Here is a 15,975-nt window from a genome sequence, read left to right on the forward strand (position 1 = left end):
TAGTTTTTAATAGAATAGCATTTTAGGTTTGAATTGTAGAATTTAATTGATAGGTCCTATATGCATAATATAGAATATGTCTGAAGAGTTTTCTACCACTACCTGTTTCTTCCATTTGAATAAAACGCACAGGAATATGAAAAAACCAGTACAAACTGAGCGGGTGTATGCAGCAATCAGGCATGCATTGGTTCCGATCGCGCTCAGCGTATCACTCAATACGATGGCTGCTTCGCCAACAACCGATCGGCTGTCCATTAAAGGGGAGCCATTGATTGCGGCAAGTGGCCTCAAGGCGCGAAAAAGCGATGTTCAGGTTTCGGGAATCGTTACCGACGATAAAGGCGAAGGGTTACCCGGCGTAAACGTGGTTATCAAAGGCACCACTAAAGGCGCTACCACCGATGTACAGGGACGGTTTTCAATCAACGTACCTGGCGCGTCAACGGTGTTGGTTGTGTCGTTTGTTGGGTATAAGTCGCAGGAAATTACGGTGGGTGGCCAAACGCAGCTGAACATCAAACTGCTGGCTGATGAGCAGGCGCTCGATGAAGTGGTGGTAGTAGGCTATGGCACGCAGTCGCGGGGAACGGTAACGGGTGCGGTGGCCGCCGTGAAGTCAGAAGATATCATCAGAACACCCGCCGTGGCTACGTCGAGTGCGTTGGTAGGTCGGGTTCCGGGTATCACAGCTCGTCAGGCCGATGCCCGTCCGGGTGGCGGTACCACCATCCAGATTCGGAACATGGGCGCTCCGCTTTATGTCATCGATAACATTGTGTCTGACGAAGGTCAGTTCAACAATTTGGGCATTAACGATATCGAGAATATTTCGATTCTGAAAGATGGATCGGCGGCTATTTACGGCTTACGGGCTGCCAATGGGGTTGTACTGGTGACCACCAAAAAAGGGAAAGCCGGACAAAAACCAGTTGTCAGTCTGGCGGGTTATTACGGCTTGCAGAATTTCACCCGCTACCCTAAGCCCGCTAATGCCTATCAGCATGTGCGCGGCCTGGCCGAGTCGGATCAAAACCGGGGAATTGCCCCGAACATTACGCCCACCGATTTAGAGAAGTGGCGGGTAGGTACCGAGAAAGGCTTCCAGAGCTTCGACTACTACGACATGGTGATGCGGCCCAACGTACCTCAGTCATACCTGAACGGCAGCGTATCGGGTGGCTCTGAAAGCGTTTCGTATTACGTATCGGCCAGTCACCTGAATCAGGATGCACTGATCAAAGATTATAACTTCCAGCGCAGCAACTTCCAGGCAAACGTAGAAGCTGGATTGAGCAAAAAACTCAGGATTGGTACCCAAATCAGCGGCCGGTTCGAGAACCGCTCTCAGGTGGGTGTTCCAGGTCTTGATGATTACTTTAACCCGTTCCTGAGTATCTTCTCGATGTGGCCTACTGAGCGGCCCTATGCCAATGACAACCCGCTCTACATCAACCAGACCCATAACGTAAACGTTAACCCGGCTACGTATCGGAAAGAGATTACGGGCTACATCGATGAACTGTGGCGGGCGGTGAAAGCCAACTTTACGGCGCAGTATGATTTCGATTTCGGCGTTAGCCTCAAAGGAACGTATTCGTACAACTTCACCAACTTCGATTTCGATGGGTTCGAGTACACCTACGATGCCTACAACTACGACGCAAACACCGATACCTACAATGTGGTGCCGGGCGGTGGTAACCAGAACCCCTGGCGCGAGCGGCGTAAACGTAACGTAGCCGACCGGTTCAGCCAGCTTCAGGCTACGTATAACAAGCAGTTTGGCGACCACGGATTATCGACGGTACTGGCTTACGAGCGCTATGATACCGACAACAAGTACATGATTGTACACACGGTGCCGCCTAATAACTACATTCCGCTGATGTCATTCGCCAACCAGGATTACCTGCTCGACGAGTGGAACGTGACGGCGCGGGCGGGCTACATCGGTCGGGTAAACTACAATTACAAACAGCGGTATCTGGCCGAAGTGCTGGGTCGATATGACGGGTCGTTCCTGTTTGCTCCCGGTCGTCGCTACGGTTTCTTCCCCGGTGCTTCGCTTGGATGGCGGGCGTCTGAAGAACCCTTCTTCAAGAACAGTGGCGTAGGTAAGGTCGTTAGCGAGCTGAAACTGCGGGCCAGCTATGGCCGTACGGGTAGCGATCTGCTCAACAACAGCTTCATTGTACCACCCTATAGCTACCTGCCTGGTTACGACTTTCTGCAAGGCAGCGCCATCTTCAACGGTGGGTACGTGATAGGGGTTCGGCCACGGGGTTTGCCCATCACTACGCTGTCGTGGGTAAGCAACGCATCGTCGAACATTGGTGTTGACTTTGGCCTGTTCAATGGCCGCCTGTCGGGACAGTTCGATCTGTTTGAACGCCGCCGGTCGGGTCTTCCCGCTGCTCAGTACGACGTGTTACTGCCGAGCGAAGTAGGCTATAGCCTGCCCAACGCCAACCTGAACTCTGATGCCATTCGCGGACTGGAAGGTGCGCTGAGTTATTCAGGAAAAGCGGGTGACGTAACCTACACCATAGGCGCCAACGCCACCCTGGCCCGGATGCGCAGCCTGAGCATTTATAAGCCACGCTTTGGTAACTCATGGGATGAGTACCGCAACTCAGGCGTCGATCGCTGGTCGAGCATCAACTGGGGCTATCAGGTCGAAGGCCGGTTCCAGTCGCAGCAGCAGATTGATGAGCACCGCGTAGACAATGATGGTCAGGGTAACCGCACCCAATTACCGGGCGACTTCATCTACAAAGACGTGAACGGCGACGGTCTGATCACGGGTCTCGACGAGCGGCCGATCGGTTACGCCGAAGGCGCTACGCCCTACGTAAACTACGCCTTCAACGGTACATTTGGCTACCGGAACTTCTCGCTCCGCTTCGATGTGGTCGGTGCCGGATTACAGACTTTCCGCCGCGAGGTAGAACAGAAAATTCCGTTCCAGAACAACGGTACATCGCCTGACTACATTCTGGAAGATCGCTGGCACCGGTCCGATCCGTTCAATCCCGATAGTCCGTGGGTAGAAGGAACGTACCCAGCCATTCGGAAAGATCAGCCCAGCCATGTGAACTACAGCCGCCGGAGCGATTTCTGGGTAACCAACGTGCAGTATCTCCGCCTGCGTAACCTCGAAATAGGCTACAACATTCCGAAAACATTCCTGAGCAAAGTGGGGGCCTCGGCCATGCGGGTATACATCAACGGAACCAACCTGATTTCGTTCGACAACCTGAAATCTATTCAGGTAGACCCCGAAATTTCGTCGAACGGTGCGTTGGTTTATCCGCCGCAGCGCTTGTACAATGCCGGTTTCGCTCTCAGTTTTTAATCGCCAAAACGACAAGAACAATGAATCGTTTTAAAACATATTTGACCATTGGTTTGCTGACCGTTAGTGCTACTGCCTGCCAGGAGGATTTCCTGGAACGTCAGCCACCCAACATTATCCTGGAAAGCCAGGTCTGGAACGATAGCCGTCTGATCACGAGTCTGCTGGCTAACTATTACGACCGGCTACCAGCCCATACCCAAATCGATATTGGCTGGGATCAGTTTGCGGCCTACGATGAGGCTATGTGGTCGGGCAACAATGATGGACCCAACAATATCGTTAACTACGGTTTCGAGCGCTGGCGCCTGTGGGATTATGGCCTGATTCGGGATATCAACCTGGCACTTGAAAACATCGAAACTAAAAGCACGGCGCTCAATGCGGCGCAGAAAGCCCAGTTTTCGGCCGAGTTTCGGTTTCTGAGAGCCTATGTGTACTTCGAAATGGTGAAACGGATGGGTGGTGTACCCATCATCACCAAACAGTTGGTTTATGATTTCAGTGGTGATCCATCGTCGCTCCAGTTTGCGCGCAACAAAGAATCGGAGGTGTACGATTTTGTAGCCAGTGAACTCGATGCCATCAAGAACGATCTGGGCAATGCGGGCAGCAACACACGGGCTAACCGGTTCACGGCCATGGCGCTGAAAAGCCGGGCTATGCTCTACGCCGGTTCGATCGCGAAATACAACAACCAGTTGGGCGCGCCGATTCAAACGGCGGGTGGCGAAGTGGGTATTCCGGCCAACCGCGCCACTGAGTATTACACCAAAGCGCTGGAAGCCGCCAAGGAAGTGATTTCTGGGCCGTATTCGCTCTACCGTGCCAACCCAAATACAGGCGAGAATTTCTACGAAGCCATCACCAAGAAGTTGAATAACAACGAGGTGATTATGGCCAAAGATTTTCTGGTGACGAAAGACAAGCGGCACGGATTCAGCTACGACAACATTGCCCGTAACATTCGGGAAGATAACCTGTCGTCGTCGAACGTTACGCCGGTTCTGAACCTGGTGGAGGCGTATGAGTATCTGGATGGCACATCGGGCGAACTGAAAACCCGCACGGCCAACAACAGCGACTACATTTACTACGATAACCTGAGCGGCCCGTTTGCCAATAAAGATGCGCGGTTATATGGCACGGTCATTTATCCGGGCACTACGTTCAAAGGGCAGGAAGTGCAAATTCAGGCCGGTGTAGCCGTTTGGAATGCCGGTACCAGCACCTATCAATTGGTAGAAGGCAATGCGCTGGGCACCAACTATACTGATGGTAAATTGTTGACCGGCGGTTCTGGGCCACAAAGGTCGCAGACGGAGGTGTCGAACACAGGCTTCTATCTGCGTAAATACATTGATCCCGCCCCGCTGTCGAGTACACGCGGTATCCGGAGCGATATGTGGTGGGTACGTTTCCGCTTAGGCGAAGTATTGTTGAACGCCTCGGAGGCTGCTCTTGAGTTGGGTAACACCGCCGACGCGCTTCTTTACGTGAATCAGGTGCGGGCACGGGCTGGTTTCCCGGCTAATAGCCTGACAACGCTGACGCTGGCACGGTTGCAAAACGAGCGGCGGGTTGAACTGGCTTTTGAAGATCACCGCGTTTGGGATCTGAAACGGTGGCGTATTGCGCACGAGCTATGGAATGGTAACCCAAACAGCCCTACGGCTATGATGTATGCGCTGTACCCATACCGGGTAGTACGTCCTGGCAGTGCGCAGGATGGTAAATACATCTTCGTGAAACTGGTGGCACCGCGCTTCCGGGCACCGCGCCTGTTCCAGTTCGGGAACTACTACTCGTCGATCGAGCAGAACATTATTAATAACAACCCGAAGATTGTTCGCAATCCTTTCCAGTAAGCATTAATCATGAAAGCAATCCTATTTAGTCTGCTGGCGGGCACTATTCTGTTAACCAGCTGCGAAAAAGATAATTACGAGCCGCCCAAGTCAACCCTGACGGGCCGCGTGATCTACGATAATCAGCCGGTAGGGGTACGTTCCAACGGCGTTCAGCTTGAGCTGTGGCAGCGGGGTTATCAGCTGTTTTCAAAGATTCCGTTGCTGGTAGGGCAGGATGGTTCGTTCTCGGCCACTTTGTTCGACGGTGACTACAAGCTGGTACGGCTGCGGGGCAACGGCCCTTGGGTCGACAATACGGATACGATCGCCGTACAGGTACGTGGCGGAACCACGATCGATGTGCCGGTACAGCCTTACTTCGTTATTCGTAATCCGGCCATTACGCGCAGCGGAGCCAACTTATCGGCCAACTGTACGGTGGCTCAGGTAGCGGCCGGCCGGGCTATTGAACGGGTAACGGTCTATGTGGGTACCACACAGTTTGTAGATGTGACAAACAACGTAGGTTCTTCTACTGTTGCTGCTGCCGCGCTGACTGATCTGAGTAAGCCCGTAGCTCTCTCCTTGGCCTTACCAACTGCTGTAGCCAACAGACCCTATTTCTTCGCCCGAATTGGGGTCAAGACGGTGGGTGTAGCCGAGATGCTATACGCACCGGTGCAGAAGATTACGTTATAACGAGTCCATGCATGCAAACCGGGCAATAGGGTAATTAACCTCTGTTGCCCGGTTTATTTATGGGGTGTATGTGTGGTGCTATATTGCTTCGCGAGCTAGGCCCTCCCCCAAAACACAACTTTCCAACCTATGAATTTTTTTACCAGAACCACCAGCTTACTCGTACTCACTGCCAGCCTTGCTCACGCCCAACCTGCGCCCGTTGTACGCGTGAATGTGGGCCAACCAGTGGCCGAGATTCAACCCACGATGTGGGGCGTTTTCTTTGAAGATATCAACTTTGGGGCCGACGGCGGTATCTACGCCGAAATGGTTAAAAACCGCTCGTTCGAGTTTTTTAAGCCGCTGATGGGCTGGAATGTACGGGGTAAGAAGCGCACCGAAGGCGACGTTCTGGTGCAGAACCGGGCCGCGCCAGGTACGTTGTCGGAGACGCAGAGCAGTAATCCGCGTTATATCCGGATAGCTGCCAACGGGGCCAACAGCGGTGATCTGGAAATGATCAACGAAGGGTTTCGGGGTATGGGTATCAAAAACGGTCTGCGCTACGATTTTGCCCTGATGTACCGGGTGCAGTCGGGCAATGTAAAAATTCATGCCGACCTGCTGAATGCTAAAGGCGAACCGGTTGGTTCAGGTACGTTGGCGCCCGAAAAAACGGATGGTCAATGGCACAAACAGCAGATCAGTTTTAAATCGACTGCTACCGAGCCCAAGGGCAAACTGAAGGTTTGGTTTGAAGGCACCGGCGTGGTTGACCTCGACATGATTTCGCTCTTTCCGGAAGATACCTGGAAAGGTCGCCCCGGTGGTATGCGTGCCGACATGATTCAAATGCTGGCAGACATGAAGCCCGGTTTCGTGCGGTTTCCCGGTGGATGCATTGTAGAAGGGCACGACCTCACGCAGCGGTATCAGTGGAAGAAAACGCTGGGCCCACCCGAAGACCGTCAACTGGTTATTAATCGCTGGAATTTTGAGTTTGGCCATCGCCCAACACCCGACTATTTCCAGACGTTCGGCCTGGGTTTCCTCGAATATTTCCAGCTCTGTGAAGACATTGGTGCCGAGCCCCTGCCCATTCTGAACTGTGGCATGGCCTGCCAGTTCAACACCGCCGAACTGGTGCCCATGGACCAGATTGATCCGTATGTACAGGATGCCATTGACCTGATCGAGTTTGCCAATGCCGATGTGAACACGAAATGGGGAAAAGTGCGGGCCGAGCTGGGCCATCCGAAACCGTTTAACCTGAAAGTGTTGGGTGTGGGCAATGAAAACTGGGGGCCGCAGTACATTGAGCGGTTAGCCGTTTTCCAGAAAGCGATTAAAGCGAAATATCCGAATATCCGGCTGGTATGCAGCTCCGGTACCGACCCCGACGGCGAACGATTCGACTTCCTAAACGGAAAACTCCGCGCTATGAACGCCGACCTAATCGACGAGCATTACTATCGTCGGCCAGAGTGGTTTCTGCAAAATGCAAAACGCTACGACACGTACCCACGAAATGGATCGAAGATTTTTGCGGGCGAATGGGCCGCGCAGAGCGACAAAACGGTGAGTGTTAACAACAAAAACAACTGGCTCTGCGCCCTCAACGAAGCTGCTTTCATGACGGGTCTGGAACGGAATGCGCAGGTAGTGCAAATGGCCTCGTACGCGCCCCTCTTCGCCAACGCCGACGCCTGGCAGTGGACCCCCGACCTGATCTGGGTCGATAATCTGCGCGTATACGGAACGCCGAATTACTTCGTACAAAAGCTCTATTCGGTCAACAAAGGCACGCACGTTTTGAACATGACGCAGAATAACGAACCGCTGGCTGGTCAGGATAGCCTCTACGCCTCAGCCGCCTGGGACAAGGCCACGAACGAGATCATTCTGAAAGTGGCGAATGTATCCGATAAAGCACAAATACGTCAGATTCAGCTCGACGGCACGAAGAAACTGGACGCCAAAGGCACGCTTTTTCTGCTGAAAAACGACAACCTGAACGCCGTGAACTCCTTCGAAAACGCCACCAACGTCAGCCCTGTGGAGCAGACAATTGCTGTGGACGCGAAGAAGAAAAACGTAACCATGACGTTGGGACCAAAGTCGTTTTCGGTGGTGCGCATCAAGGCGATGCAGTAAACGTCGACGATTGGCTTAATGCTTAAGGTTGCTGACGCCTAGTCGAAGGGCCAAGCGTCAGCAACCTAGCTCGCGAAGCCGCAATACCAGATCTCAACCAACGTACTCTTCAACCCCATGCTCAACAAAAAAGCGCTTGTTAGCCTACTACTAGCCCTTGCCAGCAACGTACCCAGCTACGCTCAGGGTCAAGGCCCAACTTCGGGAACTGGCATCGCTACCCATGACCCCAGTACGGTGCAAAGAGAGAACGGGAAGTACTGGTACTTCGCCACAGGAAACGGCATTCAGGCGGTCAGCTCCCCCGACCTCAAAACCTGGAATGTGGAGAAGCCGATTTTCGAGCGGGGTACCTGGCCGAAGTGGATTGATTCTACGGTCACCAATTTCAAAGGTCACTTCTGGGCACCCGATTGCATTCGGATGAACGGCAAATACTACCTCTATTATTCCTGCTCGTCGTTTGGCGCGCCTACCTCGGCCATCGGTGTAACCACGTCGCCCACACTCGACCCTGCTTCGCCAAATTACAAGTGGGACGATCAGGGAATGGTGGTTAAATCGAAGGTACGCGCCGATTTCAACGCCATCGACCCCGGTCTGATGCGCGATACTGACGGACGGGTTTACTTCGTATATGGCTCGTTTCACGGCGGCATCGGCGCCGCTGAAATCGACACGCTGACCGGGAAAACTAAAACCCCAATAAAGCGTGTAGCCGGTGGGCGCGAGTCAGACTGGGAAGCCGCCACGATCGTTAAAGAAGGAAATTACTACTATCTATTCGTGAACAACGGGCTGTGCTGCAAGGGGTTAAATAGTACCTATTACATTGTGGTTGGTCGATCAGAAAACCCGTTAGGGCCATTTGTTGACCAAACTGGCCGGGATCTGACCGCTGGGGGAGGCACAATTGTACTGCGTACCGACGGGAAATACATTGGCCCCGGTCACGTTGGTCTACTTCGCGAAGGGGGGAAGAATATAGTGTCGATCCACTACTATGACGCGGAGGATAAAGGCCGTTCAAAACTGGCATTCCGTCAGCTCAAATTCCGCAAAGGCTGGCCGATTCTGGAAGAATAATTGACCCGACCGTATCGGGGATAAATTGATCGTTTGTAATATTGTGTCAAATTGACACTTTTTAAGAACTGCCTCTTATTGCCTTTAATCGTGTATGAACTACACGTTATGGTTAGAAGGATGGAGCGGGGTTCTTTGAAGAGTGTAGTACAGTTGTGAGCTTCGCGAGTCGTGCCCTTCGACAGGCTCAGGGTGACAATCTCACTCAAGTTCGTCATTCAAATGCAGGATGTGTATTGTCACCCTGAGCCTGTCGAAGGGCACGACTCGCGAAGCTCACAACGCGTCAGCAACACAGCTCGTAAAACAGTATGTTGACCGAAAATTTACCCCCTTAACTCGTTCAGAACGAATAAACTCAATATGAAAAGTCAGTACGTCATTGGCGTCGATTTTGGTACCGATTCGGTACGTGCGTTACTGGTCAATGCCCAGACAGGGGAAGCCGCTGGCACCCACGTGCATGAGTATGTCCGCTGGAAGCAGGGCCTATATTGCAACCCCGCTCAGTCGCAGTTTCGGCAGCACCCGCTCGATTACCTCGAAGGGTTAGAAGCATCGATCAAGGGCGCGTTAGCGCAGGCACCCGACGAGGTACGTGCGCAGGTGGTTGGTATCTCGGTTGATACCACCGGCTCGACGCCCGTTGCCGTTGATAAAACCGGCCTGCCATTGGCCCTTCGTCCAGATTTTTCGGAAAACCCCAACGGGATGTTCATTCTCTGGAAAGACCATACTGCCAACGCTGAAGCCGAAGAAATTAATAACCTGGCTCATCACTGGGACACCGATTACACCAAATACGTCGGCGGCATTTACTCGTCGGAATGGTATTGGGCCAAGATGCTGCGGACGTTGCGCGTCGACGAGCAGGTACGTGAGCACGCCTTCTCGTGGGTCGAACACTGCGATTGGGCATCGGCAGTCTTGACGGGCAATACCGATCCGCTGACCCTGCGCCGGTCACGTTGCGCGGCGGGCCACAAAGCGCTCTGGCACAGTGAATTTGACGGGCTTCCGTCTGATGAATTCCTAACTAAACTTGATCCTTTACTGGCAGGTCTTCGCGACCGTCTGTTCACCGATACCTACACCGCTGATGAAGCCATGGGTAATTTGTCGGCTGAGTGGGCGGAAAAGCTGGGCCTGTCAACTGACGTCGTAATTGGCGTTGGCGCCTTCGATGCACACATGGGCGCTGTCGGTGCCGAGATTGAGCCGTACACGTTTGTGCGCATCATGGGTACGTCGACCTGCGATATTCTGATGGCTCCGAACGACGAAATCGGCCATCGCTTAATCCGGGGTATCTGCGGTCAGGTCGATGGCTCGGTAGCGCCGGGGATGCTCGGCATGGAAGCGGGGCAGTCGGCTTTTGGTGACCTCTACGCCTGGTTCGCTCGTTTACTGACCGGACCGGTTCGCGATCTGCTGGGCAATGAAGCCGCCGACACGATGATGAGCAAGCTGATTCCGCACCTGTCAGATCAGGCGGCTCAGCTGCCCGTCACACCAAACGATATCATCGCTCTAGACTGGATTAACGGCCGCCGCACGCCGGATGCGAACCACACGCTGAAAGCCGCTATTTCGGGACTGAACCTGGGTACCGACGCCGCACAGGTGTTCAAAGCGCTGGTTGAGGCCACGGCTTTCGGGTCGCGCAGCATCGTCGATCGGTTTATTCAGGAGGGCGTTCAGATCAAAAAAGTAATCGCTATCGGTGGTGTGGCCAAGAAATCACCGTTCGTGATGCAAACCCTGGCCGACGTACTGAACAAACCCATTCAGGTCGCGCAGTCTGACCAGGCCTGTGCCCTTGGTGCGGCTATGTGTGCGGCCGTAGCAGCGGGTGTGCATCCAACGTTATCGGAAGCGCAACAGGCGATGGGCTCTGGTTTCGACGCGTCGTATGCTCCCCGCCCCGATAAGGTCGCTATCTACGAAGCCCTTTATCAGAAATACCTGACCCTCGGCGCGTTCGTCGAGAACGTACCTGTGTAACACAGGCTTCAGCCTGTTTAGTGATGCGTCAGCAATAAGAGACTATTCATTACGCTATTGCTGACGCACGACTAAACAGGCTGAAGCCTGTGTTACGTTTAAGAATTTTTCATTCTACAATACTCATTATCAATGCTTAATCTGAAACAGTTCGAAGTTTGGTTCGTTACTGGTAGCCAACATTTATACGGGGAAGAAACCCTGCGGCAGGTAGATGCCCATTCGCAGGTCATCGCCGAATTTCTCGACAGAGCCGCGGCTATGCCGGTGCGTGTCGTGTTCAAACCCGTAGTGAAAACGCCCGACGAGATTTACGCCATTTGTCAGGAGGCCAATGTCGCGCCAAACTGCGTAGGCATCGTGACCTGGATGCACACGTTCTCGCCCGCTAAAATGTGGATTCGGGGTTTGACCATCCTGAAAAAACCGCTGTTGCACCTGCACACGCAGTTCAACCGCGATATTCCGTGGGGTAACATCGACATGGACTTTATGAACCTCAATCAATCGGCGCATGGCGACCGGGAGTTTGGCTTCATCATGTCTCGGATGCGGTTGAACCGTAAAATCGTGGTTGGTTTCTGGCAGGAAGACGCCGTGGTTCAGAAAATCGGATCATGGGCTCGGGTAGCCGTTGGTGCGCATGAACTGAAGACGCTGAAAGTAGTTCGTTTTGGCGACAACATGCGGCAGGTAGCCGTAACCGATGGCGATAAAGTGTCGGCCGAAATGACGTTTGGTATGTCGGTCAACACACACGGTATTGGCGATCTGGTGGCGGTGACCAATCAAGTGACCGATGCCGAAATTGATCAGTTGGTCACTGAGTACGCCGACAGCTACACGCTGATGAACTCGCTGTTGAAAGGTGGTGCTCAGCACGAGTCACTGCGCGACGCGGCCAAAATCGAGATTGGATTGCGCGCGTTTTTGCAGGATGGTGGTTTCGGCGCTTACACCGATACGTTCGAAGATTTGCACGGCATGAAACAGCTTCCCGGTATTGCGTCGCAGCGTTTGATGGCCGAGGGGTACGGTTTTGGTGGCGAGGGCGACTGGAAAACGTCGGCGATGGTGCGGGTGATGAAAGTAATGGCCGCCGGTTTGCCAGGAGGTAACTCGTTCATGGAAGATTACACCTACCATTTCGATCCGTCGAATCCGCTGGTGTTAGGTTCACACATGCTCGAAATCTGCCCCAGTATTGCGGTAGGTAAGCCTACCTGCGAGATTCATCCGCTGGGCATCGGTGGTAAAGCTGATCCAGTTCGTCTGGTGTTCAACGCACCCGCTGGCCCCGCTATCAACGTGTCGCTGATCGACATGGGAAATCGGTTCCGAATGCTGGTCAATGAAGTAGACGCCGTGGAAGTTACCGAGGCGTTGCCTAAACTGCCCGTTGCCCGTGCGCTCTGGAAACCCAAGCCCGATATGGCCACCGGCTGTGCCGCCTGGATTCTGGCCGGGGGGGCTCACCATACGGTATTCAGCCAGAACCTGAGCACTGAACAGATCGAAGACTTCGCCGACATCTTCGGCGTCGAACTCGTGGTTATCGACGGTGATACAAACCTACGTCAACTCAAAAACGAACTCCGCTGGAGCGAAAGCTATTTCCGGTAGGTACGTTGCTTTGTGTTGCTTCGCGCTGTAGTGGGCTTACGCATAGCCCTTCGACTAGGCGTAAGCCCACTACAGCGCGAAGCAACACAACGAAGCTATTCCCCAAACATTACATGAAAAAACAACTCTTTACCCTTTCTGCCTTGTGCCTGCCCATACTTTTAGCGGCGCAGAACAAGGTGACGGTCAATGCCGGTGATGGCAAGACGATCATCAACAAGCACATTTATGGCCACTTTGCTGAGCATTTGGGCCGTTGTATCTACGATGGCTTCTACGTAGGCGAAAACAACAAGACGATCCCGAACAAGAACGGGGTACGTCTCGATGTGGTCAATGCCTTGAAGAAGATGAAAATCCCGAACCTGCGCTGGCCGGGCGGTTGCTTTGCCGATACTTATCACTGGAAAGATGGCATTGGTCCGAAAGCCAAACGGCCATCGATTGTGAACACCTGGTGGGGCGGCGTAACGGAGAACAACAGCTTCGGTACGCACGATTTCCTGAACATGTGCGAATTGCTGGGCACCGAACCCTATCTGGCCGGTAACGTAGGCAGCGGCACCGTGCAGGACCTGACCGAATGGGTGCAGTACGTCAACTTCGAGAAAAACAGTCCGATGTCTAACCTGCGGCAGCAGAACGGCCGCGCTACCCCCTGGAACGTGAAATACTGGGGTGTTGGTAACGAAGCCTGGGGTTGCGGCGGTAACATGAAACCAGAGTACTACGCCAACATTTATCGGCAGTACAGCACGTTCATGAACCCGCAGGTGGGCAAGGAAAAGATCTTCCGCATTGCCTCGGGAGCCAGCTCCGACGACTTCAACTGGACGGAAACGCTGATGAAAAACATTCCGGTCAATATGGTGGAAGGGTTGGCCATGCACCACTACTCGACATTTGGCTGGGATCCTGGCGTGAAAGGATCTGCTACCGATTTTAACGAAGCGACGTATTTCCGTACCATGCAGCAGGCTATGAAAATGGATGAATACATCCAGAAGCACTCGGCCATCATGGACAAGTACGATCCCCAGAAAAAAGTAGCGCTGGTGGTTGACGAATGGGGCTCGTGGTACGAAGTAGAGCCGGGTACTAATCCGGGTTTCCTGTACCAGCAAAACACCATGCGCGACGCGATTCTGGCGGGGGCTACGCTGAATATCTTCCACAAACACGCCGAGCGGGTACGTATGGCGAACCTGGCGCAGGCAATCAACGTGCTCCAGGCCGTGATTTTGACGAAAGGAGAGAAGCTCATTTTGACGCCGACCTATCACGTACTGGAAATGTATAACGTACACCAGGACGCCACGCTGTTGCCAATCGATATTAAGTCAGATGACTACGAAGTGGGTAAAGACAAACTGCCCGCGGTATCGGCCTCAGCTTCTCGCGACAAAGCAGGTAAAATTCACATATCGCTGGTGAACCTGAACCCGAACAAGCCACAGGAAGTGACGGTAAGCCTGAAGGGCCTGACTGCCAAAGCCGTAACCGGGCGCGTATTGACGTCGGCTAAAGTGCAGGATCACAACACGTTTGAGAATTCGACAAAAGTGAAGCCCGTTGCTTTTAACGGAGCCAAACTAAACGGCGACGAATTAACCGTCACCCTGCCAGCGGTGTCGGTGGTTGTGTTAGAAATGTAAAAGAAGGGGGAGGAAGGGGAAGAGGGGGAGGAAAGGGAATAAAGGGATGTACGCATAAAATACTATCCTCTCTTCCCTTTCTTCCCCCTCCTCCCTTTCTTCCCTTTCCTCCCTCTAAAATCATGTACAAATCCCTACAAGAAGAATGTTACGAGGCCAACATGCAGCTGCCGAAGCTGGGGTTGGTGCTCTTCACGTTTGGTAACGTCAGCGCGGTCGATCGTGACCGGGCGGTGTTCGCCATCAAACCAAGCGGCGTTGATTACGCCAAGCTAACGCCTGCCGATATCGTGATCTGCGATTACGACGCGAAGGTGGTGTCAGGTACGTTCCGCCCGTCGTCGGATACGAAAACGCACGCGTTGCTCTACAAAACCTGGGACGATATTGGCGGTATTGTACACACACACAGCACCCACGCCGTAGCCTGGGCACAAGCTGGTATGGATATTCCGATCTTTGGAACCACCCACGCCGATCACACGCACCGCGATATTCCCTGCGCCCCTGCCCTCACCGACGAGATGATCGAGGGTGATTACGAGCACGAAACCGGCAATCAGATTTTTGGCGTGTTTGCCGAAAAAGGGCTGACTCACAAGGAGATGGAGATGGTGCTGTTGCAGAACCACGGTCCGTTCACCTGGGGGAAAAACGCTGAAAAGGCGGTGTATAACGCTGCTGTGCTCGAAGAATTGGCGCGCATGGCGTACCTTACCCTTCAGATCAATCCCAACACGCCCCGCCTGAAAGACACGCTTCGCATGAAGCATTATGAACGGAAACACGGAGTGAACGCCTACTATGGGCAGGGGTGTTGATCTGGTAGTTAAGTCAACCAATCCAATCATCCCCCTCCCCATGTTTACGGGCATTGTAGAAACTACCGGCCGGGTAACCGCCATCGACGCCGAAGGAACCAACCTGACGTTTCATATTGAATCATCGCTTACCAACGAACTGAAGATTGATCAGAGTGTGAGCCACAACGGCGTTTGCCTGACGGTGACCGGCTTATCCGGAGATGCGTATAGCGTAACGGCAGTCGATGAGACGCTGAAAAAAACCAATCTGGGCCACCTTACTGTGGGCGATTCGGTAAACCTCGAACGGTGTATGCCCGCCACAGGCCGCTTCGACGGTCACATTGTGCAGGGTCACGTTGACCAAACCGGTACATGCATCAGCGTACAGGATCAGAACGGAAGCTGGCTGTATGATTTTCAGTATGATCCCGGCGTAGGGAACATCACTGTCGAAAAAGGATCCATCTGCATTAATGGCGTGAGTCTCACCGTTTTTGATTCGCACGATGATGGTTTTCGGGTCACCATCATTCCGTACACGTACGAACACACGACCTTCCGCAATTTGAAGCCCGGCGATGTCGTTAATCTGGAGTTCGACGTTGTAGGCAAATACATCAAAAAGATGCTGGCCGCGTACAAGTAGTTTAGTGTTTGCTGTTTTGGGTTTGATCGGTCCGCCGGTGCGGTTGCGTTGCAGATTCACTGTTACGTTAGTTAGCGGCGCAACCGCACCGGCGGACCGATCAAACCCGAAA

The 15,975-nt window shown here is 53.3% G+C and carries 10 protein-coding genes; all 10 read left to right on the forward strand.

The genetic code is table 11. From position 1 onward, the window contains the following. The first annotated feature begins 136 nt into the window (after window positions 1-136). The 10 genes from ACAW87_RS03340 to ACAW87_RS03385 all read left to right on the forward strand — a co-directional run bounded on the left by ACAW87_RS03340 (window position 137) and on the right by ACAW87_RS03385 (window position 15,863). Window positions 137-3,358: a SusC/RagA family TonB-linked outer membrane protein gene (locus ACAW87_RS03340; RefSeq protein WP_370721725.1), complete on the forward strand. Its 3,222-nt coding sequence runs from the start codon at window positions 137-139 to the stop codon at window positions 3,356-3,358. Between the two features lie 20 nt (window positions 3,359-3,378). Continuing rightward, a complete protein-coding gene (locus ACAW87_RS03345; RefSeq protein ID WP_370721726.1) occupies window positions 3,379-5,226 on the forward strand; it encodes a RagB/SusD family nutrient uptake outer membrane protein in 1,848 nt (615 codons plus the stop codon). A gap of 9 nt (window positions 5,227-5,235) precedes the next feature. Further along, complete coding sequence (locus ACAW87_RS03350; protein ID WP_370721727.1) at window positions 5,236-5,907, forward strand: DUF3823 domain-containing protein; 672 nt, start codon at window positions 5,236-5,238, stop codon at window positions 5,905-5,907. Between the two features lie 129 nt (window positions 5,908-6,036). Continuing rightward, window positions 6,037-8,043 (forward strand): alpha-L-arabinofuranosidase family protein, encoded by a 2,007-nt coding sequence (locus ACAW87_RS03355; protein WP_370721728.1) that lies wholly within the window; start codon window positions 6,037-6,039, stop codon window positions 8,041-8,043. Window positions 8,044-8,160: 117 nt separating this feature from the next. Continuing rightward, window positions 8,161-9,129: an arabinan endo-1,5-alpha-L-arabinosidase gene (locus ACAW87_RS03360; RefSeq protein ID WP_370721729.1), complete on the forward strand. Its 969-nt coding sequence runs from the start codon at window positions 8,161-8,163 to the stop codon at window positions 9,127-9,129. 363 nt (window positions 9,130-9,492) lie between these two features. After that, window positions 9,493-11,133: a ribulokinase gene (locus tag ACAW87_RS03365; RefSeq protein ID WP_370721730.1), complete on the forward strand. Its 1,641-nt coding sequence runs from the start codon at window positions 9,493-9,495 to the stop codon at window positions 11,131-11,133. A 132-nt stretch (window positions 11,134-11,265) separates the two neighbouring features. After that, complete coding sequence (araA, locus tag ACAW87_RS03370) at window positions 11,266-12,756, forward strand: L-arabinose isomerase (RefSeq protein ID WP_370721731.1); 1,491 nt, start codon at window positions 11,266-11,268, stop codon at window positions 12,754-12,756. Between the two features lie 113 nt (window positions 12,757-12,869). Further along, on the forward strand, window positions 12,870-14,411 hold the full coding sequence (locus ACAW87_RS03375; protein ID WP_370721732.1) for an alpha-N-arabinofuranosidase: 1,542 nt from the start codon (window positions 12,870-12,872) through the stop codon (window positions 14,409-14,411). 122 nt (window positions 14,412-14,533) lie between these two features. After that, window positions 14,534-15,232 carry an L-ribulose-5-phosphate 4-epimerase gene (locus ACAW87_RS03380; RefSeq protein ID WP_370721733.1) on the forward strand — a complete coding sequence of 233 codons (699 nt, stop codon included), beginning with the start codon at window positions 14,534-14,536 and terminating at the stop codon, window positions 15,230-15,232. Window positions 15,233-15,272: 40 nt separating this feature from the next. After that, window positions 15,273-15,863 (forward strand): riboflavin synthase, encoded by a 591-nt coding sequence (locus ACAW87_RS03385; protein ID WP_370721734.1) that lies wholly within the window; start codon window positions 15,273-15,275, stop codon window positions 15,861-15,863. Window positions 15,864-15,975 lie beyond the last annotated feature (112 nt).

It is taken from the genome of Fibrella aquatica (assembly GCF_041321135.1).
Classification (GTDB): domain Bacteria; phylum Bacteroidota; class Bacteroidia; order Cytophagales; family Spirosomataceae; genus Fibrella; species Fibrella aquatica.